This window comes from Pseudoalteromonas sp. SG43-5, from assembly GCF_014164345.1.
In the GTDB taxonomy this organism is placed as follows: domain Bacteria; phylum Pseudomonadota; class Gammaproteobacteria; order Enterobacterales; family Alteromonadaceae; genus Pseudoalteromonas; species Pseudoalteromonas distincta.
In genome coordinates this window covers 91,451-113,844 of record NZ_JACJFA010000005.1, presented here as the reverse complement: position 1 = coordinate 113,844, position 22,394 = coordinate 91,451, and the positions used below count along the sequence as shown (strand labels likewise).

Here is a 22,394-nt window from a genome sequence, read left to right as displayed (position 1 = left end):
AGACCCCCTTAAATTGCTTCTTCGTCAAGTTCGCCAGTACGGATACGAACAATTTGATCTAAGTCGTACACGAAAATTTTCCCGTCACCGATTTTACCTGTTGATGCAATTTTAGTAATTGCTTCAACAACGCGTTGACAATTTTCAGTACGAGTTGCAATTTCAAGTTTGATCTTAGGAATAAAATCTACTTGGTATTCTGCACCACGATATAACTCAGTATGACCTCGTTGACGTCCAAAACCTTTAACATCAACTACTGTCATCCCCTCAATTCCTAAATCAGCGAGTGCTTCACGCACGTCGTCTAATTTAAATGGTTTTATGATTGCACTAATCATTTTCATAGCGGCCCCCTCGGACTCTTTATTGTTATCCTGTTGGGTTAAACAATCCAACCTTTGTGCCACTATTTTTATATTTTTTAAAACAATAAGTTAGTGAAAAACAGAAACTAAATAACAAAAAAAACGCACCAATTAGGTGCGTTAATTTAACAAGTTATCTACATTGGTGCGTGCAATATATTAATTGCATGCTTAGCTTTATATAACAGAGCTATACCACGCAGTTTCTTCCTTGGTTTTTAGCTTCGTATAATGCTTTGTCAGCAACACGCATTGCCTGCGTCAAGCTAGTGTCTTGAAAGTCTGCCAAGCCTATACTTGTAGTAATTTTAATTGATTTATCGCTGATAGAAAAATCGTAACTAGCCAGCTTTTTTCTAAATGCTTCAAAGTATTCACGACCACGTTCAAGCTCTATCTCAGGTAATATTATGGCAAACTCTTCTCCACCAACCCGTGCAACTGTAAACTTTGAAAACGTAGTACGGATTAATGAACCAACCTGCTTTAAAGCCTGATCGCCACCCTCATGGCCTAATGTATCGTTAATATTTTTGAAAAAATCGATATCTAACAATGCGAGAGTATTTTTCTGGTTTTTACTTTTAAGGAGCTTTTCTGCATATTGATAAAAATAGCGTCGATTATGAAGCCCTGTTAAATGATCCCTATGCGCGCTTTCTTTAATATCTGAAATTAACGATAGTTGCTCCATTGTTTGAAGTACTCGACAATGAAACTCCTCATTCATAAATGGCTTTGTTAAAAAGTCATTGGCGCCATATTTAATAAATCGCGCTGATAGGCCATGTTTCCCCGCGCCCGACAAGCCAATAATTGCTAAGTCGTCTCGGCCTCTAAAGTTACGTACCGCTTTAACAAGTTCAAAGCCATCCATAGAAGGCATAGCGTAGTCGGTCATAAGTAGCTTTATATCAGGATTAGCTTTTAATATTTCGAGTGCTTGTTGTCCATCGTGGGCATCTGTCACATCAAACAATTGCTTTTCAAGCATTTGCTTCATTAACGAGCGGCTCAGTAATGAATCATCTGCTACTAATGCTTTACAACCTTGGTTTCTTAGCAATTGCGCAACGAGTTTAACGGCGTAATGGTAAGAGTCGCGATTATCTTTAATAACATAATCAACGACACCTAATTCAAGCATTTGTTGGCGCTTGTACTCATCTATTTTTGAGGTTAAAACAACCGTAGGAATCTTTTTAGATAAAGTATATTTTGCGACTTCACCGTGAGGAGCATCTGGCAAGGTTAAATCAACTAACGCAAGCGTGTAGTCGTATTTTTCTACGTAAGTGGCACATTCAGCTAAAGACCAAGCAAAATCGATTGCCACATCAAGGTATTGTGCAGTTAAGTGGCGAAGTACCTGCTGCACTACTTTACTGTCTTCAACCACTAATACTCTTTGCATAAAGCTTCTCTTTACCTTTAATTAGTTTTACCACAAAACGACAAATACCACGCAATTACTGCAATAGCATTAGTCATAAACATCCGGTGTAGAGTGCACTTATGTGCTTGAAAGCGTAATCCGTTAGATTTTTTGGTGATAGCCTGTATAAAAAATCAATACAAGTAGGCCGCAATATACCTGAATTTTGCAATTAACTAAATAAAGAAAGTAAATCCAAAATAACTATAAAAGCGATTAATACGCGCCTTTCAATGTATTAATACCTTACTTAACCAGTATTATCGGCCACTAGTCTCAATACTTTTGTTATTTAACTCATTTTTATCTTTAATGATGTATCAACAATAATAAGGACACCTAATGAAGCTTAGTCGTATTATCAGTTTACCGATAACCGTTATTGCATTAATAATTAGTACAAGCACGCTTGCCGATAACCAACGTCGTATTGATGTAGACAGCAAAGTAGTTACCCAACATAAGGCTAAAATTAATGGCCAGCGTTTTAGTTATACCGTAGCTACAGGCACACAACCTGTATGGGATGATAAAGGCGACGCGGTTGCTACACTACAATACACCTACTACACACGTGACAAAGTTGACGACAGGACAGTTCGCCCATTACTTATTTCTTTTAATGGCGGGCCAGGTTCGGCTTCGGTATGGATGCACCTTGCTTATACTGGCCCTCGCGTATTAAAAATTGATGACGAAGGCTATCCAATTCAACCTTATGGCGTAAAAGACAACCCATATTCTGTACTTGATATTGCCGATATTGTTTACGTAAACCCGGTAAATACTGGCTATTCTCGCGTACTTGAAAACGAAAAAGGCGAACTGCCTTCCAAAGCAAAACAAAAAGAGTTATTTTTTGGTGTTAATGCCGATATTAAATACCTTGCTGAGTGGTTAAATACTTTTGTAAATAGAGCACAGCGCTGGCGCTCGCCTAAATTTTTAATTGGTGAAAGCTACGGTACAACACGTGTATCTGGACTCGCTCATGAGCTTCAAAACAGTCAGTGGATGTACATAAACGGTGTTGTTCTCGTATCACCTACTGACATTGGTATTAAGCGCGATGGTCCGATTAAAGCAGCTAACCGCCTACCTTACTTTGCAGCGACTGCTTGGTATCACAAAGCACTTAACGCCGATTTACAAGCTAAAGATCTTGATGAGTTATTACCTGAAGTTGAAGAGTTTACTGTAAATGAGTTAATCCCTGCGCTTGCTAAAGGTGGCTTTATTAATGCTGATGAAAAGCGACGCATAATTACAAAAATGGCGCACTACGCTGGCTTATCAGAAAAATTTGTTGAACAAAATAACTTAGATATTCCAACTCAATTTTTCTGGAAAGAGCTACTGCGTGATCGCGGTCAAACTGTGGGGCGCTTAGATTCTCGTTATTTAGGAATGGATAAAAGAGACGCGGGTGAATCCCCAGACTACTGGGCTGAACTTACCTCTTGGTTACACTCTTTCACTCCTGCAATTAATCACTACTTACGTGAAGAGTTAAACTATAAAACTGATGTAAAATATAACTTATTTGGTAATGTCCATCCATGGGATAGAACCGGTAATAATACAGGCGAAAATCTACGTTTAGCAATGGCGCAAAACCCTTACTTAAACGTGATGATCCAATCAGGATACTTTGATGGCGCAACCAATTACTTTGACGCTAAATATACGTTATGGCAATTAGACCCAAGCGGTAAAATGAAAGACCGTTTGAGCTTTAAAGGCTACAGAAGCGGACACATGATGTACCTTCGCCACGCTGATTTAGAAAGCTCTAATAACGATTTACGTGACTTTATACAGCACGCTTTACCCAAAAAAGGGCAAGCGGCTAAATACTAATATACCTAAAACAAAAAATGGCTCTTTAAGAGCCATTTTTTATGTGCGTTTTTCATATCGTAAACAATAGCTTTTAAGTTGTGTGACTACATCGTTAAAGCACTCTTCCAGCTGCTGTATATAATCACCTTTAACTATTTCACTCTCTGCCTGTGTTTCTATCTGTTGGCATATATTTGCCAACTCAATAGCCCCCACAGACTTTGAAGACGACTTTAATGCATGAGCCTGAAAAGCTAAATCAACATAGTTTTTACTTTTAGCATACGCGTTAGCTAATTTAATTTGCTCCCCTGCTGTTTGTAAAAACGCATTAAATACCATGCAATGTACGCTAGGATCATCACCAAGCATTGCTTTTAGTAGCGTAATATCTAATTGATCAAAACTATCTGAAGCTATATTTTCACCATCTGATTTTTCTGAACGTGTATTGACCATAGTTTGAGAATGCTCCATCAATAACGACTTTAATTTAACAAGCTCAATAGGCTTTGTTAAAAAGCCATTCATTCCACAAGTATAACAATTATCTATGTTGTTTTTGGTAATGTTGGCCGTAATTGCAATTATAATCAGTTCATCAAAATGAGTGTTTTCGCGTATTTTTTTGGCTAACCCTAACCCATCGAGTAAGGGCATTTGAATGTCGGTTAGTAAAATATCAAAGCGTTTATTTTGTATGGCCTCCCAAGCTTGCTCACCGTTACTTACAAAAGTAGAGCACACTCCAAGCATAGTTAATTGCTGTTTTAACACTTGCTGATTTGTAACTTGATCTTCTGCCACTAAAACCTCAAGCGTAGGAAGCGTTACCGCATTTAAGCTTTGCTGTGTTATTTGAGGGGCTTGCACTTGTGCTGGCAAGTCAGTTTGATCAAAACTGTTAAAGTTTAGCGTAAAACAAGAACCTTTGTGCTGCTCGCTTTGTGCGCTCAAAGACCCTTGCATACGCTCTACCAGCTGCTTAGTTATCACTAAACCAATACCGGTTCCATTTACTTTACTGGTTTCAGCGCCTAAGCGGTCAAAAGGTTTAAATAGGCGAGAAATGTCATCTGGAGAAAATCCACATCCGGTATCTATTACATCTATTTCGCATTGTTTATTACTTAACACCCGACAATTAATATTAATACTGCCATTTGGTTTGTTGTATTTAATCGCATTTGAAAGCAAGTTAAGCATCACTTGTTTAAAGCGGCGCTGATCAATATAAATACTCAACCCTTCTAAGGACTCAAAACCGTGAGTTTGCAGTGTTATTGATTGCCCTTTAATAAGCTCAGTGACAAGCTCTACTGACTCTTCTAATATGCTTTTAATAGGCACATAAGAAAAACTAAACTGCATATTACCCGACTCAATAGCTGTTAAATCAAGCACATCGTCTATGAGTAATAGTAAATGTTCTCCAGCTTGATAAATGCTTTTCGCGTTTTCTTTTTGTACTTTATTTGCACTCTCATCATATCCATACAGCTGGGCTAAGCCTAAAATTGCATTTAATGGAGTTCTTAATTCGTGGCTCATACTGGCCATAAAATCTGACTTTGCTTTACTTGCAGACTCAGCTTGAATTCGTAATGCATTTAATTTTTGATGGTTATTCGCAACCTCATCAACCATATTATTAAATGCATTTATTACACTGCCCACTTCATTTTGTTGTTGTTTATCTATATGGCAATCAAAGTCGCCTTTGGCTAAACGTGAAAACCCAAGTTTTAGCGTCCTCAACGGCGATGTAACCCTGTAATCCACCAGCCAAGCCAAACCTATAAAAACGATAACTAAAATAATAAATTGTATATATATTAAGGTGTAATGAAGTTTTGAAGATTCGTTAATTTCATTAGTAAAATTAACAACCAAGCTAATATTAGCCAGCGGTTTGTCTAAAAATATCACCTGTTGAGATAACAGCATGTCGCCGTTTTCATTTGCTCCAACCCAATTCTCAAGCGGATACAATTGATTTTTTGAATCAACATCAACAATTTTAATACTTTTCCAATTAGGGCGAGTTTGAAGTTGACTGTCTATCTCTTCATATAGCTCTGCATACTGCCTAGTTAACAACGGAGTCGTTATAGAAGTCGATAACTGCGCTAAAGAACGCTGAGCAGCCTTTGAAAGCCCATCGTTTACCCAACGCGCTTGTTCAGGTAATGCGTAAAACATAAAAAGACATGCCATAAGCAAGCCACAAAGCAATACAACAATAAAGCTTTGCGCCCTTAAACTACGAAACCCTCTAATTTTCAACATAAAATGAGCGCAAGCCCCACTGAGTTAACTGCTGATACTCTGCTAAAATTGCAATACTAGGTTTAATAATTGGGATACCTGCAAGTAAATGTTTATGCTCTGCGCTTTGCCCTATATCTAAAATAGCTTGTTGCACTTTTAACTGTATTGCAGCATCAACCCTTGGGTGGGCGACAATTGGGTGGCGACTAATTTCACGCGTTTTATAAAGAATTTTGAGTTTGTTTTGTAAGCTTTCTGGTTGTTGTTTAAATGTACCCATTACACCACCGCCCGCCATTGTTGAGTGCAGTGCTACATTTAAATATACCGATGGATGAGTTTGGACATATACAGGCTTTATTGTTAGCCCGTATAACAATGCTAAATCAGCTCTCATTAATAATGACGCACCTAATGCGTTAGGTGCAGGGAATGCTATTTCAGCGCCCTCTAGTTGGCTTAAATTATCAATACCACTGTCTTTATTTACGAGCAAAATACCTTGCAGCTTTCGCCCTGCATCTTTTATTAGTGGTAAATACCCCTGTTTTTCGTATGCTACAACACTATGCCATGGGTTCATGTATGCAAAGTCGTACTCGCCATTAGCAAAGGCTTTTTCAAATACAGGAATAGACTCAACTGTAATTAGCTTTATTGTTACCCCTGTTTGCTTACTTACTTGTTTTAACAAAGGTTGCCAAATAGTATTTAGCTTTTGCGGCTCGTATTGCGGCACTACACCAAAGGTATATTCTTGAGCTAATAAGAATGAGCTGTGTATCAAACATAATATAGCCACTAAATACTTCATCAATTCTCCAAATAATAGCGTGTCATTATTGCTTAAGCGTAGTTAAAGACTACTCAACACACCATTAAATTATTATATATTCGATATTTAGCATTGACCTGCTTTGATTACAGGTAGTTTTGGAGTGTATTTTTTATCTGTGAGCATATGATGCAAGTTCATAAATGTGATGTAAGTACTTTTCAATCCGACCTTATTGCTTAGCCAGGTAGGTATTGCCCCATCAGGCAAAGCATATACTTGGTACTCAATATCAAGGCGGCCTTTGTCCTCACTCAGCAGCCAGCGTGCATTTAAAGTAGTAATTCTTATAACGCCATTGTTTTTGGGCTGCTTATTAGGGCGAGCCTTAATAAGCAATTGGCTTTTATTTGCAGTCAACTGTGAATAACAAGAATAAGTAATGCTATCTCTATCTCTAACAGGCCAAGGAGAATTAAAATAACTGTACACTAAATTTTCTGATGGGCTTATGTGCTTAATAACCTTTACCTGAGATATATTTTCGAGCCATTGGGGTGCGGCATCGGTATCACTAAGTAATTCTAAAAACTCATTGGTGGATACGCCTTTCACGCTCATCTGCGCTTTTACTTCAAAGGTATTATCACTGTGGCTTTGATAATACACACTTACGCCATTTTTGTTTTTATACAAATGCCATATGGGCTCAGCGTAAGTGTTAAAACTTACTAATAAAAAAATAACGAATAAACACTTTTGCAACTGAATTTTATTACAAAAGCGCATCATTTATTTTTGCCAGTAAGGTTCTATGTCAAGTGAAGCAAGGCGACTTTGCTCCATGGCACTGACCAAATATTCAGACTTTTGTTCAAGCCATGACTGGATTTTAGCAAGCTGTTCGTCCTCTTGCCCTGCACATAATTGCTTTAAATACTCAAGCGTACTTAATTCATAAATACCATGAGAAATATCAAGCCAAGGCAATCTAAACTCTAGGCGTTCTTCTTTATCAAATAACGATCCTAAACAGTTACCGCTCAGTAGGCTATTTTCAAGCTGAGTTCGCAGGTTTAAATACGAAGCGACATCGAGTGTTTGCTCCTTTGGAAGCAACTCGTGCAGGTTTTTCCAGTCTTTATTGAAAAGCCTATTGGCAATAGACGACACATTTTGCTCAGCCGCTTGAAGCTCTGCTTGCCCCCAGTCTTTACGCCATTGCTTATCGATTAACCAGGTAGTTAACGATAGTAATAAACGATTATAACGTGCGCTGTGAAACAGTGCATTTATATCGTCAATGCTTGGCTGTAACTCTTTTAAGTCTCCAATGACTTGAGCAAGTGCTGGCGCCGCATTAATTTTTTTATAAAAAGCATGGCGTTTAGACGTGTACGTTTTTAATTGAATCGCGTTTTCTACCCACGCTAATTCACTTAATAACCATTTAAGTTCGGTACGTAAGTGCTCTGTACTTTCTTTAGATACTATATCGTCGTATAGCCAAAAAGTATGGCGGATTAAACTGATGCCGTCAGTTACGCGTTTAAGTGTTTTTAAACTTGGCTTATCGAAATAGCATTGCTCGTGCTTTTGTACAAAGCGAATGCCAAAGTTCATGGCTTCAACTAAAGCACGCTCTTGAGTAGTCGACTTTGGTAATTGTACAAAACCAATAGATTTGCTTGGCATTAAAGGTTTTTCATCAGCAAGTCGATAACCACGCGCGGCCTTAGAATACAAACCTAAGCGTATGCAGTTTTGGCTAACTAATATATCTGCAAATGCAAACAGCTCATTACGACTGCCCTCAACAAGCTCAATTTCTAGCTCGCTAATAATTTCAATTTTACCCGAAGCCGCAATTTCACCTTTATCGAGTACGACTTCAATTTTAGCGCCACTTTCGGTTTCAATTAACCAAGTACGACGAATAAAGTTAGTACTAAATATTGGATACAGGTTTTTTGAGATGGCGCTTATTTGCATGCCATGAGGCCAAATATCAGCATCAAACGCCATTAAATTAGGGCGGCTTGATTCAATTAGTAAATTGTACTCTGGACGTTGGTGTAAACCACCTACCACTTCACCTGCAAGCTTTATAGTTTGCTCGCATTCGCTGTCAGAACAACGCGTTCTAAAGCCTATATCAAGCGCTCTAAGCTCTCTGCTTGGCGTATCGTAGTATGCATTTTGTAAGCTGCGAGACGGTTTATTCTTCACCGTTTTTGCAAATTGAGTAATTAACGAGGGGATCAGTGGAATAACGGCATCTGATACCAAAAATTTCAGTTCTATCTCAGTATCCATTCGGTTTGCGGATTACCTTTAAAATAAATAAGTGCTCAAAATAAACAAAGCGCCTTAACAATGCAAATTTTTTAACCTTATTTTAGGGCCTGATGACCTTTGCGGATTAAAATTCGTTCTATCTAGGGGCAATTTAATCACAGCGTGAGGTTTGTAACCTAGTGGACTCGATAACTACTCCTGCGTTACCGTACTGGGTTACAATATCAGTCTTGCTATTGATCTATTTAATCCATACTATCTAACTACTTATGTGAAATAAAAATCACGTTCATAACGGACGCAGTTAGATCAACAAGGTAGATAAATGCTAAAACATTGTTTATTAGGGCTACTTTTAACAGCCACCACATTCATGAGTTATGCACAAGAAGCACAACCTGCAAATTCAACGAATGCAAACACCGCTTATATTATCGATAATCTATACACTTTTATGCGCTCTGGGGCGAGTAAAAATTATCGACTACTCGGCTCTGTAGATGCTGGAACAAAGTTAACCTTGTTATCAAATGAAGAAAACGGCTTTATAAAAATTAAAGATGATAAAGACCGCGAAGGCTGGATAGAAACTAAGTTTATTACTAAAACAGCGGGCTTACACCAACAGTACAAAACACTAAGTAGCGAAATGAGCACTATGCAAGAAAAGCTACGCCAAGCTCAAATAGAACTTCCACAGCTACAAGAACAAAATCAAACTTTAACAGATCAAAATCTGCAGCTATCTGCTCAAATCACTAAACTTAAAACAACGCTAGAACAAGAGCGCACTCAAAAAGAAGCTGCTAGCTCAAAAGAGAAACGCCAGCTACTGACTTACGGTGGTGCTATTGCGTTTTTAGGCCTGTTTTTAGGTATTATATTAACGATAGTGCTGTCACGTCGTAAGCGCTACGAAGGTTGGGCGTAAAGCTCCATCCAACTAAATACAAAAAAGCCGCTTTACAGCGGCTTTTTATTCTCTGTACTTTCATGCAGTTCGAGTTTTGGTGCACTCATACCTTTGAGCAACCGACCAAATATATCAGCGCCGGTAATAATGCGTTTCACATCGCTCCACACTAATACCACATCGTGATCAATGGCCCCATCAAACGATTTATCTAAAGAATGATTAGCCCGTATTTTTAAAATCACTTCACTTAAACGCATCGCTTCATCAGCAACAATTATAGGTCTGTGACAATAGTGATAAGGGTCAAACGTATCTGGCTCAAATAACGCTGATCTTAAAAAGCCGTCAGCATCTACCACTAATAAAGGCCAACCGTCTTCATTGGTAATGATCACCCAGTTATAACCTGACTTATGTAGTTTGCGTAAAAACTCATTATCAGTTGTTAATGTAAGGTCTGGGAAAATAGGCAAATCAAGCTTAGTAGGCAAAGCAATAATCGAGTCTGGATCAATTACCTCACCCTCTTTGGTTACGCTTATTTCATCTAAGCTAAAAAAGTTAAGCGCGCCTATTCCCTCAACGTGTTGAACATCAGCTTCTTCAGCCTCTATGTGTTTGCGAATAATACCCCTGAGCTCACTTTCAGCAAAGTACGTAATCCCCTCTTTACCTAACCATGCATCGAGAATTAAAGCCGTTGGCTTAGCAACTATATAAAACAGAATCTGATAAAACTTAATTAACGGCGAAAGTAGGCTCGCCATTTTTAACGCATTACGCGAAAAATAAGCCTGTGGTGTTATTTCACCAATAATAGTAATTGCGATAGTTGAGAATAAAAACGAACTTGCGCCCATTAATACCGAATCAGAAAGTAGTGTAAGTAGTACGTTAATACCTACGTTACCCCACAAAATAGTCGATAATAAAAAGTTAGAGTCGTTTCGAAGGGCCATGACTTTTATGGCCGCCTCGTTCCCTTTTGCACTTTCCATTTCAAGCTGAAGCCTACTTAGTGAAAAAAACGCTAAGTTTAAGCCCGAAAATATTGCCGATTGTGAAATACACAAAGCAATTGCACACCAAATCATGACTTCAAAGGTCATTGTATTTTCCTGTTAGTAATACCAATTCACTTAATTAAGCGAATTGGTATAAGGCTTATAAAAGCAATAAACTGCCTAAACCTAAAAAGGTAACAAACCCAACAATATCGGTAACGGTAGTTAAAATTACCGAACCAGATAACGCAGGATCAATTTTCATTTTGTCTAAAATAGACGGAATAACAACACCTGCTAGTGACGCGGCCACTAAATTCAATAATATGGCTACCGTAATCGTAATACTAAGCATTAAGTCGTTAAACCATAAAAAGGTAAGTAGGCCGATTACAAACGCCCATACCAAGCCATTTACAGCGCCAACACGCAGCTCTTTTTTAAGCAACGCATTACGGTTTGAATCTGTAACCTGTCCAAGCGCTAAACCTCGCACAATAACGGTTAATGTTTGACTACCTGCAATTCCCCCCATAGAAGCGACCACTGGCATTAATACCGCTAGTGCTACAACTTGTTCTATCGTTGCGCCAAATAAACCGATAAACCACGACGCTAAAAAGGCAGTAGCTAAATTAATACCTAACCATATGCCACGGTTTTTAGCACTTTTTCGCACACTTGCGAACAGGTCTTCGTCTTCACGTAAACCACCGGCTTTAGCGGCTGCTTCATCAGCAATTTCTTGTCGTAATTCATAAGCAGAGGCAATGGTTAATCGCCCAAGTAATTTGTTATCAACATTAACCACTGGCAGTGCCATTTTTTCACTGTGGATCACCACTTCTGCCGCTTCATATAAATCATCATCAGCATGGAGCGATGAAAAGTCATGATTTGCCAATGTCATTAAGTTATCGGTGTCGCTGGCTTTTATTAAATCATTTACCGCAACCTCACCTATTAAACTACCCTTGCGGCTTACTAAATAAATAACTTCACTGTATTGCGGTAAACCTTTGTGTAGCAATTTTTTAGCACCACCGGCTGTTAGCTTCTCCGATACTTTTAAAAAGTCAAAACCTAACCAGTGACCTAATTGCTCTGGCGGGTATTGCTGCGCTAAATCATATTGTTTGGTTTGCGCTTCATCGAGTTGCTTTTTTGCATACTCAACAAATCGCTCTGGTATAACTTCTTCAAGTTCCAGTAGCTCTTCTACATTAACTTCATCAAGAAGTTTAAAAGCCTCAGTGTCTTCTAGCGTTTGCAGCAACCACAAACAACTATCTTCACTTAAATTAACAAAAATTTCGTGTTGTGTGTCTTCATCAAGCAACTGCCAAATTTCAAGTCGTTGTTCTTTTGGTATCGCCTCAAAAAGTAATGACAGGTGCTCTGTTGAAAGCGTTAACTGCGCATCTGCTAATAATTTATTTTTGCGTTCTGTTGTATCGCATTGCAATAAATCATTTATGAGCTGTGGAAGTTGGTCTACCGGATACTCAATCATCTTAAAACCTTAAAATTTAAAAGCGCACATTATTTATAGTCTACTTGAACAATAAAAAATTGCAGAAAAAACGTGAACTTATTAAGCATGCGCAAGCTATTTTTGCGCATTGTATGGGCAAACTAAATGCAGTACTAATATTTATTTTAAAAAATTAAAAAAACAGTAAAAGGAATTATTTTTGAGGGATTAAACAACAAGTAAGCAAACTAAAGGGATTACTTATAATAAAAAAAATCCCATATTAGCTAGGCTAATATGGGCAAAATCACACAATGAATTAGGTGTTTTTAAATTACGGTTTATGCTTTAAATTAAAGTCTATCAGTAATATTTCGTACTAAGTCAGAATCTACAAATTGAGTAATAAGTGCAGCGCCCCACGCATAGCCACGCTGTATTGGGTAACCTTTAAAAATCCAGCGTTTACGCACGTGATTAAAGCGCTCTAAATAGTCTTGCTTTTTTTGTGGCAGAGGCTGCTCACCCAATTTATTCCATGCTTTATATACGCCTGACATGTCAGATCCTCGCATAAAGCGTTGCAACCAACGTGGAAAACGAGAAAAGCTAATAGTGGACTGAAAATCAATAAAGTAAGGTTTACCGTCTGCGCCGCATAAAATATTACCCATATTACGCAAGTCTAAATGCACGATGCCTTTGCGATGCATTTTTGCTACTTGACGCTCAAGCTCATTAAAAAAGTTAACAGGTAGTGTTTTGTCTTCATGAATTAAAGCGCGCAGTGGCGTGCCTTCAATATAGTTATAAGCAACCGCTATCGGCGACAATCTACAAAAGCGGTTAGCAACTGCGTTAAGCTCTGCTAAACGGCTCAACCCCTTGTACTCTTGATTTACCGACATTCGTGCAAATGTTTTGCGGATAAACCACGGGCTTTGGCTAAAATCTTTAACAATTAAATCAAATTCATTATCTTTATATCGATACACAATCGCGTTAGCAAAACGTCCCTTATGGACAACACTTAAGTGATGTTGCATAAAAGTATGTTCTGGATATTGCTGCTGTAATTGTACTAACAAATTATTTTCAATCATAACAAACCTAACAAGATGATAACTTTAATTGCCTAGGCAACTATATTATCAAAGTTAGATTCTGCGCACAATCAGATCAACTAATTAGCACGCTAACTTTCTATTGAAACAGTATCGCTATTTTATTGATAATCTACTTTTGGGGGGAGTTTGGCAGTGAATCAAGATTATTTATAGCTTTGAATAGTAAGTCGATTATTTGGTTTTTTTCTGGCTCTGAAAAACCACTTAATGCTTGCGCATAGACTTCGTTCACTACAGGCATAATTTCAGGACAAAGAGCTTTACCTTTTTCACTTAAACACAAAATAGTTGAGCGCTTATCAAGCTCACATTGCGTTTTAATAATGAGTCCTTTTTCTTCAAGTCGGTTTAGTAAGCGGCTCATAGCGCCACGATCATAAACCATATATTCGCAAAGTCCTGCAAGCGTATTAACCGACTCTCTCGCAAGTAGTACAACCACAATATATTGCGCAGAAGTTAAGTCCATAGGAAGTAACTTGGCATCAACATGAATGGCTAATCTCGAACGTAAAAAAGAGACTAAACGCCCCAAATCTTGCTCTGGCGCTAACTCTTCTCGAGTACAACGTTTAATTGATGGCATGTTTTGCATGGTTATTTCACTGTATAGGTATATTTGCATGCTGATAGACCTTAACGCATGCAAAAAATTCAATAATTTTTATAAAAAATCGCCCATAAAAATAAAGCCGCTATTAGCTGCTTTTAGTGTAGGGCTTTGAGCTTTGTTAAATCTTAAACTGGCCAACTAAGTGTCCTAAGCTTTCACCACGCCCAGCTAAATGCTGACCTACCGAAGAGGTAGTTTTACTTGAAATAGTTAGCTCATTAACTATTTCTTGAATAGCAAATACATTACGGTTTATTTCTTCTGTAACACTACTTTGCTCCAGCGCCGCTGTCGCAATTTGCGTACTCATATCGTTAATTGATCTAACTGAGCTTGTTACCGCGCCTAAACTTTCTGAAATAGCACGAGAGGATTCAACAGAGCGATTACAACTACTTTGGCTTGCTTGCATTGCTGCAACTGCATCTGATACTAAGTTATGTAGCTCACTCAACATTTCACTAATCTCTAGTGTGCTAACTTGAGTACGACTTGCTAGGCTTCTTACTTCATCGGCTACAACTGCAAACCCTCTGCCTTGCTCACCTGCTCGCGCAGCTTCTATTGCAGCGTTGAGTGCAAGTAAGTTTGTTTGCTCAGCAATTCCACCAATTACACTTAGTACGCTATTAATCTTTTTAGATTGATCACTGAGTGAATCAACCTGTTCAGCAGCTTGGTTAATTTCGCCCATTAAGTTTGAAACCTCACTGAGTGAAATATCAACACACTCTTGAGCTTTAGCAACTTCTTGCGTTGCCGCTTGAGTTGACTCTGCCACTTGGTTTGTATTTTGAGCCACCTCATGAGAAGTAGCCGACATTTCGGTAATAGCCGTCGCAACAAGATCTGTTTCATGATTGTGATTAAGTAACTTGTCTTCAATTAATCGTGTTTGTGTATTTATGTCACCAGAAGCTGTTTTTACATCGTGTGTTACATCAACGACATTAGCAATAATGCCATGTAGCTTACTTACAAACATATTAAATGCTTCGCCAAGTTGACCTATTTCATCGTTAGTATCAATGTCTAGACGCTTAGTTAAATCGCCCTCACCTTTTGCAATATCGTCAAGGCTTTGCGCCATGCGCTGTATTGGTTTTACCATTGTGTTTGCGGCAACTAACGCACATATAATTGTTAAAACAACCCAAAACAAAGCAATTAATAATAAGGTCATTACCTTATCATTCATATGCTCTTGCATTGTTGTTTGGTATTTAAGTAGCTCTGCGTCTATATCATCCATATATGCGCCAGTACCAATCATCCAGTTTGTGCCTGGTATCATTGCTGCATAGCCCATCTTTTCAACTAAGCCTGTGGTATTTGGTTTTTGAAAATGATAGTTAAAAGCGCCGCCGCCTTTTCTAGCTTGATCTAATAAGCCCACTATTATTTTTTTACCGTTAGGGTCAGTCATCCCTATTTTGTTTTGCCCTTCAATAGCATCACCTAGTAATGCATGAAAAACACTAATGCCATTGGTGTCGTATATAAAAAAGTAACCACCTTGGCCAAATGTTAAGTCTCTTAAAGCGTTTTTAGCATCTTGCTCAGAGCCATTTGCTAATTGATAGCGAACAATTTTGCTAGCAATTTCAATTTCGGTACTTAGTAACGTTTGCTTGTCACTTATTAACTTAGTTTGAAATGCTTCAAAATTTTGTTGCTGATTTTTATTCTCTAAATAATAAGAACTCAGCATTAAGCTGATCAAAAGTAGCATTAGCGGTAAAATAGCTAGTAACAGCAATTTGTTTTTCAAGCTTAAATTACTCATTTTTTCTCCGGGGTGTATAAATGCATATATAGCGACAATTGCCAAAGTTAAATTACGACTGTTTACTATGTTTTATTGGGTTTAAAACATAGTAAATAAAAAATTTGGTGGGAGTATACTGATACCATGCTCTGCGTGCTGATATTATAGTCACAAGGGAGGTATTTGAACACTAAAAACACTGCGACCTTTGTATTAATCTATATATTATTTACCACCCTTCTTGTTATATTCAAAATTCTAACGGCTGTATTGATCTAAAATTAATTTGATAGCGTACTGAGCGGCCCAATTGCTTCGTATGTAATGAGTTAAGTCATTAGCCATGTTAATATTGGTTTTAGGTTCATATAAATAATGAATATATAGATATCAAACTTCCATTAACATATAATAGTCCTATATTCCTAATACCAAACAACTAGATAAAAATTGGAACACATCACTTTGAGTCACAGTTATAATCTAATAAAAATGAATTATTAATGAAGTATATTTTATACCTTGCACTTCTCGTGTCGGCTCACGCATTCGCAACGCCTGTAAATAATAGTATCGCTTTTTACTACTCAGCGCCGATGCCATTAGCCGAAATGACCTTTTATTCTCGCGTTGTAGTTCAGCCTGACCTTGTGACTGAGCACGAACTCAATTGGTTTAAACAGCGTGACATAGCTGTTTATGCTTATTTAAGTGTTGGTGAGTCGTTTATTGAAAGTGAGTCTTCACTCGCAGTAAACCCTAACTGGAATAGCCATATTGCCGATTTAGCATCAGCACATTGGCAACAACATATTAAAAGTAGCGCTGCGGCATTAAAAGCACGCGGCTTTAGCGGCTTATTTTTAGATACCCTAGATAGCTATCAGCTATTAGATGCTACACACAGTAAACCCGATCAACAAGCTGGGTTAGTCACCATAATAAGCTCACTATCTGAGACTTTTGATAAGCACCTTATCCTCAATCGGGGATTTGAGTTATTGCCTAAACTCGCTAATTTAGCAAGTGACTTAGTTGCTGAGGGTTTGTATAGCCACTTCAACCCAACCGACAATAGCTATAAAGTGACCAACAAAAACGACCAAGATTGGCTAAGCGCACAATTAAAAACAGCACAAAGTTTAGGCCTCAACGTCCAAGTTATTGATTATGCAAAGCCCGGTAATCGCCTTACTATGGCACAAAATATTATAGACGCAGGTTTCAATCCGTGGGTGACCGACGGTCACTTGCAAACGTGGGGCACATCATCAATTACGCCGATCCCTAGGCGCATTTTAATCCCTTATAACAGTAACGTAAAACCACTCATATACACTACCGTACACTTAAAGCTTGCGACCATGATTGAGTATTTGGGGTACATACCTGATTACATAGATATGGCAAAACGCGACTTACCTTTGGTTGACCCTAGCTTACATGCCGGTATTATTTCGTGGACCTCAAGCGATGCATTTTACACCCCAACACTTACCAATTGGCTTGAAGCTAATTTAGGTGTTGTGCCAGAACTTATTTTAGGCGAGTTACCACAGTCAACTAAATTACTATTTAACATGGGTATTGAGTCGTTAAACACACTACCTGAAGGTCCATATAAACAAGATAGCTTTGCACCTTGGCTCAAAGGAGAATCCACAACACCTCCCCCTATCGTTAAACCATATTTACTAAAATTAGCAACTAATGCGACTCCTTTAATTACAATAAAATCAGCTGATAACACAATAATTGTACAAGCGGCTAAAACTAAATATGGTGCAGTCGTGGTTGCTCCTTGGCTAATTGATACATTTCCGATGGAAGGCAGCAAATGGGTTATTGATCCGCGTACATTGCTTACTCAAGCAATGGGGTTACCACCTATATTAGTGCCAGATACAACCACCGAAAGCGGCAGGCGAATGCTTACTTTGCATATCGATGGAGATGGATTTACAAGTATTGCCCACTACGCAGGTAAGCCTTATTCAGCAGAAGTAATTCGAGATGAAATAATTAAACACTACAAACTACCGTTAACGTCATCAGTGATCCAAGCTGATATTGAAGAAGGCGGTATTCATTCTAAACAAAGTGCCAAACTCGAAGGCATTGCGCGTAGTATTTTTAACCTGCCTTACGTAGAAGTTGCTTCACACACCTATAGCCACCCCTATTTTTGGACTGCTCTATCTGGGCGAAAAAAAATAGATGAAGACGACACAGATTACGGTTTTCATCTAGACGTGCCTGGCTACAACACAATTAGCCTTAAAAAAGAAATTACCGACTCGATAAAGTACATTAATGACAAGCTCGCACCTAAAAATAAAAAAACAGTAATGATGCTATGGTCTGGTGATGCAACACCTGGCCCAAAAGCACTTGAACTTGCTCGTGACGCTGGTGTGTTAAATGTCAATGGCGGTAATACTGATGTAAATGCTGATAACCCAAGCCTTTCTCACATCTCCCCTATCGGTCGCCCTGAAAGAGATTTGCTGTATCAAATTTACGCCCCCATATTAAATGAAAATGTTTACACAAACTTATGGCATGGCCCTTATTACGGCTTTAGACGCTTAACCGAAACATTCGAAATAACAGAAAAGCCATATAGGTTAAAACCTTACACTATTTATTATCACTTTTATTCAGGTGAAGTTCTTGCGGGACTAGACGCTCTTAAACACAACATAGATTATGTTTTAGCAAGACCAAATACACCTGTGCATTTAAGCCATTATGCAAAAGTAGCAAAGGATTTTTACTTTTCTGCACTTGCAAAAAACAGTAATAATGAATGGTTATTTAGCTCAAAGTACATTCATACTTTGCGAATACCTACCGATTTTGATGTGCCAAACATAGCTCAAAGTGAAGGTGTATCTGGTGTAACTGAAAAAGGTGACTACATACATATTATAAATAACATAGCTCGCCTTAGCTTTGATCATAGCCAAAATAGTAAAAAACCTTATTTAGCATCTGCAAATGTGGTTGTTAATAGCTGGCAAGTTAACGGGCCTGTTAGCTTTAAAGCGTGGGTACCTGCTTCGCTTGATTTAATTAATGCACGCTCTTGCGAATTTGTATCTAATTTGGGTGAGCGCTTCAAAGGTATTAACCGAGGTAAATTAACACATTTCAAAATACCTGCAGGTGATTTTTATGGTTACCTTAACTGCGACGGAGCCGCACTATAATGAATGCTAAAAAGCGCCCTCAGTTAATTTCAGTAAAAACAATATTAGCGATATTAGCCGTAAGTTGTTTTGCACTTTATGCATTATTTCCACATACCTTATTTTTTGAAGATGATGCACTTTCACAAGACTATACCTTTGAGAAGTCTTACCTTAATGCAGCGCTCAATACAGAGCCCGACAACGAAAAGCTACGCGCAAAATTAGTTGAGCTACATATAGGGCTTAGTGAGTATTCACAAGCTACTAACGAGCTTGAAAAGCTACCTAGAGGCGAGCGCAAAGCAACACTTGAAATAAAGCTGCTCTACTCATTATGGCTAGCAAGCGGTGCTAAAGTTGACGACCGCTTTGAAGAGTTATCTTTAAAAATTGGTGCTCATAAAAACTGGAACGAACAAATATTAACTATTGCAAAAGCAGTTGGGTTAAATGCAAAAGTTGCTCAGTACTATCAAAAAAATAAACAGCCTCTCCTTGCAGCCGATTACTGGTTAAGCGCAGGCGAACCAGACAAAGCATTCGCTATTTATAAAACAAATATAAATGCTGATATTGCAGCTAAAGCGATTGAAACTGCACTTGGTGCAAATAACCCGATACAAGCTTATGCATGGTGGAAAACCTATGGCGACCAAGCCAATATTAAACGCACACTTTATTTGGCTAACTTAGCAGGCAATACAGAAGATGCGGCTCAAGCCATTGAAAGTTTATTAAAGACCGATCCAAATAACAGCGAGTACTTAACACAAGCAATGCACCTGCGTTTAGCAAATGGAAATGCAAAAGGAGCTGAGCAATTACTTGCAAAGCTATTACTACAAAGCCCAGCTGACAAAGAGCTACATTTATTAAATTGGAAGATAAAGCGCTGGCAAAACAAGCCTAAAGAAGCACTTCGAGAGTTTAAATGGCTAATGTCTAACAAAGCTGTAACTCCTGCGATGCTTACCGATAGTATTAACGATGCCACCGCTTTATATTTATACCAAGACGCTAATGATATATACGAATATAAAGCCCAAAATAGAAATCTAAAAGGTAATGGCTTTGCTAATTGGATGCAAGCTAACGAATTTATTGGTAACACAAAGCAAGAATTAAATAATATTGAACGCTTTGAGCAAATAAATGGTAAAAGTGCATTATCACAATATTGGAAAGCAAAAGTACTTCACGATACTGGTAATTTAAAAGCATTAAGAGCTTTGTGGCCTACATATAAAGGGCCTAAAAATGAAGAAGATTTACTTTGGATTGCCCGCGCATTTTGGCTAGAAGATGACTTTTCTACAGCTCTGCAAGTACTAAAAAACAAACATGAAAGTTCTGACGATGAGTTTTGGAGCGCCAATGTTGACATGGCAATGCGAGTTAAGGACAAAGCTCATGAGCTATATGCATTAGAAAAGTTACAAAAAATAAGTCCTTTGAGCGTAGGCGACATGCTGCACTACCAACAACTGCGCTTTGAAGGTCGGCCTCAGGAGCTTCTTGATTATTTATGGAAAAGTGAGTCGCAAACTGACCGTCAATTGATTCAAATTGCATTATTAAGCACACAAGTAAATGATGCTAAATCAGTTGCACGTATTCATGCTGAACTTGATAAGCAGCGCTACAATAAAGCTCTCTACCCTGCTTGGTTAATTCTTTCAAATTGGTATCAAAACCAAAGTGATTTAAATTCAGCTTATACAACTTTAAACCGCGCCGCTAAATTAAGTGAATATGACTCTGATGTTGTGCTGGCACAAGGTTGGTTAGCGCTGCAAATGCACGACACCGTGATGATCAGCCGCATTTTAGCTCGCTATTCTCAAAGCGACCCTTCCTATGCGTGGACCCAGCTATTAGCAAGCTTATCTATTCACGAAAAGTCATATAACAGTGCTTACTTTTATTTGCGTAAATTAGCCATTGCAGATCCAAGCGATTTAACAACACTGGTTAACTTAGCCGATGTAATGAAGCAACTTGGTTATTATGCAAATGCTGCTGAACTTAATCACTATTTACTGCAACACTTACCTAAAGATAAATATGCATACAGAGGCTTAATGTTCCGCTGGGCGGGCGCGATGGCTGTTCCTCATTTAATGCAATTAAACACAATGGAAGAACTTGCCCCCGACACTATTGGTGAGCCCCAAACAAACTGGTGGTTAGCGCGCAGGGCTGCACAAAAATTAGAGCCATGGCAAAAACTACAACTTTATATGACCAACGGCGAATTTAATAAAGCGAAACAACTATTAGCCGAAGGCTCACTAAGCAAATTAGATGAACTAAACGCCCTACTCTATCTAAAGCAGCCATACGCAACAATGCAGCGTTGGTATGAAGAACTGACTGGTGAGCTTGACGAATCACAATTGAGCTTACTTAGAAATGCACGTGCATCCTACTTTAGGGCGCTTGAAATTAACCTATCGCCAGAGGCTGGTTTAAACAGTAGCCAGTACGATGTAAACGTTTATTTTCCTTATGCTAATGGGCAATGGAAATTAAGTTTAAGTAATCAGCAAAATCTTGATAACAACGGATTACTGTTTGCGATAGAAGATAAAATGACATTTGGTCGTTGGTATTTTGATGCAAAAATAGATTCTCACCAAGGCAGCTTAGTTAGCCGCCAAGGTCTTAGCTTAGACTCTCGTTATCAATGGGATTCGCGTACACAGATAGGTTTAAAGCTTGAATATAATGTTGAAAACCGCCAATCAGAAGCGCTACTTAGTTATGCTCAACTAGATAAAGCCACGGCTTATGTTAACTACAACATTGATGGTAGACAAAACGTACAACTATCAGCAGCAGCGATGTCTTTTTCTCGAAGAGACGATGGCAGCTCACTAATAAACGGCCAAGAATATAATGCTCGTTACCAATACAGCATTTTAAAAGACCGCCCAATTTGGAACGCTTATTTTAGTGCACAATGGCAAGACTTTGAACGTGTAAATGCATTAATAAATACAGACACAAGACCTCTAAGAGTTGACCTTCAACCATTTAGGCGCTTTGCACTAGGTACCTCATTTGCCTCAACGGGTTCGTTAGAGCCGCCTTATTTAGGCGCAAACCCTTCGTGGTTATTTGATATAAGTACTGGCTATCAAACACTTAACGATACAGTAGATGTATCAGTTTCAAGTGGCGCAGGTTGGTCTGTACTGGGCGATGATTTATTTAAATTACAGCTGGGTTACCAAAGTAGTAATAAAGTGGGTAACTCAGATACACAATTACAATTAGGTTATTACGTACATTTTTAATGTTAGGAGA

Annotated in this window: 15 protein-coding genes; 4 read left to right on the top strand and 11 right to left on the bottom strand. The window is 38.4% G+C overall.

The window, feature by feature from the left end:
- Positions 1–8: 8 nt before the first annotated feature.
- Together H5161_RS07340 and H5161_RS07335 are read right to left on the bottom strand one after the other, a co-directional pair.
- Positions 9–347: a P-II family nitrogen regulator gene (locus H5161_RS07340; RefSeq protein WP_004587162.1), complete on the bottom strand. Its 339-nt coding sequence runs from the start codon at positions 345–347 to the stop codon at positions 9–11.
- A gap of 211 nt (positions 348–558) precedes the next feature.
- Positions 559–1,782, bottom strand: coding sequence for a diguanylate cyclase domain-containing protein (locus H5161_RS07335; RefSeq protein WP_002958922.1), 1,224 nt, complete (start codon positions 1,780–1,782; stop codon positions 559–561).
- Positions 1,783–2,145: 363 nt separating this feature from the next.
- Here H5161_RS07335 and H5161_RS07330 point away from each other — a divergent pair, with 363 nt between their 5' ends.
- Positions 2,146–3,663, top strand: a complete 1,518-nt coding sequence (locus H5161_RS07330) for a S10 family peptidase (protein ID WP_182769011.1) — start codon at positions 2,146–2,148, stop codon at positions 3,661–3,663.
- A 39-nt stretch (positions 3,664–3,702) separates the two neighbouring features.
- Here H5161_RS07330 and H5161_RS07325 read toward each other — a convergent pair whose 3' ends face one another.
- From H5161_RS07325 to H5161_RS07310, 4 genes are all read right to left on the bottom strand, one after another.
- Positions 3,703–5,934: an ATP-binding protein gene (locus H5161_RS07325; protein WP_182695060.1), complete on the bottom strand. Its 2,232-nt coding sequence runs from the start codon at positions 5,932–5,934 to the stop codon at positions 3,703–3,705.
- Positions 5,921–6,730: a phosphate/phosphite/phosphonate ABC transporter substrate-binding protein gene (locus H5161_RS07320; RefSeq protein WP_182769010.1), complete on the bottom strand. Its 810-nt coding sequence runs from the start codon at positions 6,728–6,730 to the stop codon at positions 5,921–5,923. The genes H5161_RS07325 and H5161_RS07320 overlap by 14 nt, the downstream gene beginning before the upstream one ends.
- 87 nt (positions 6,731–6,817) lie before the next feature.
- The gene (locus H5161_RS07315) at positions 6,818–7,483 is read right to left on the bottom strand and encodes an START domain-containing protein (protein WP_154903669.1); all 666 of its coding nucleotides are present in this window, start codon (positions 7,481–7,483) and stop codon (positions 6,818–6,820) included.
- On the bottom strand, positions 7,484–9,007 hold the full coding sequence (locus H5161_RS07310) for a CYTH and CHAD domain-containing protein (protein WP_182769009.1): 1,524 nt from the start codon (positions 9,005–9,007) through the stop codon (positions 7,484–7,486).
- Positions 9,008–9,314: 307 nt separating this feature from the next.
- Between H5161_RS07310 and H5161_RS07305 the strand changes: the two genes are divergently transcribed.
- Complete coding sequence (locus tag H5161_RS07305; protein ID WP_002958928.1) at positions 9,315–9,920, top strand: TIGR04211 family SH3 domain-containing protein; 606 nt, start codon at positions 9,315–9,317, stop codon at positions 9,918–9,920.
- A 32-nt stretch (positions 9,921–9,952) separates the two neighbouring features.
- On the opposite strand, the gene H5161_RS07300 is transcribed toward H5161_RS07305, so the two are convergent.
- The 5 genes from H5161_RS07300 to H5161_RS07280 all read right to left on the bottom strand — a co-directional run bounded on the left by H5161_RS07300 (position 9,953) and on the right by H5161_RS07280 (position 15,909).
- Entirely contained in the window at positions 9,953–11,014 is a 1,062-nt protein-coding gene (locus H5161_RS07300; protein WP_024596278.1) for a DUF21 domain-containing protein, read from the bottom strand.
- Positions 11,015–11,069: 55 nt separating this feature from the next.
- A complete protein-coding gene (locus tag H5161_RS07295; protein ID WP_165724231.1) occupies positions 11,070–12,422 on the bottom strand; it encodes a magnesium transporter in 1,353 nt (450 codons plus the stop codon).
- Positions 12,423–12,736: 314 nt separating this feature from the next.
- Positions 12,737–13,486, bottom strand: coding sequence for a serine/threonine protein kinase (locus H5161_RS07290; RefSeq protein WP_182769008.1), 750 nt, complete (start codon positions 13,484–13,486; stop codon positions 12,737–12,739).
- A 133-nt stretch (positions 13,487–13,619) separates the two neighbouring features.
- Positions 13,620–14,135, bottom strand: coding sequence for a MarR family winged helix-turn-helix transcriptional regulator (locus H5161_RS07285; RefSeq protein ID WP_259398680.1), 516 nt, complete (start codon positions 14,133–14,135; stop codon positions 13,620–13,622).
- A 106-nt stretch (positions 14,136–14,241) separates the two neighbouring features.
- Complete coding sequence (locus H5161_RS07280) at positions 14,242–15,909, bottom strand: methyl-accepting chemotaxis protein (RefSeq protein ID WP_182753351.1); 1,668 nt, start codon at positions 15,907–15,909, stop codon at positions 14,242–14,244.
- A gap of 485 nt (positions 15,910–16,394) precedes the next feature.
- On the opposite strand from H5161_RS07280, the gene H5161_RS07275 reads away from it, so the two are divergent.
- Both H5161_RS07275 and H5161_RS07270 read left to right on the top strand, forming a co-directional pair.
- Positions 16,395–19,103, top strand: a complete 2,709-nt coding sequence (locus tag H5161_RS07275; protein WP_182769007.1) for an endo alpha-1,4 polygalactosaminidase — start codon at positions 16,395–16,397, stop codon at positions 19,101–19,103.
- On the top strand, positions 19,103–22,384 hold the full coding sequence (locus tag H5161_RS07270; RefSeq protein WP_182769006.1) for a tetratricopeptide repeat protein: 3,282 nt from the start codon (positions 19,103–19,105) through the stop codon (positions 22,382–22,384). Before H5161_RS07275 ends, H5161_RS07270 begins: the two co-directional genes overlap by 1 nt.
- Positions 22,385–22,394: the final 10 nt, after the last annotated feature.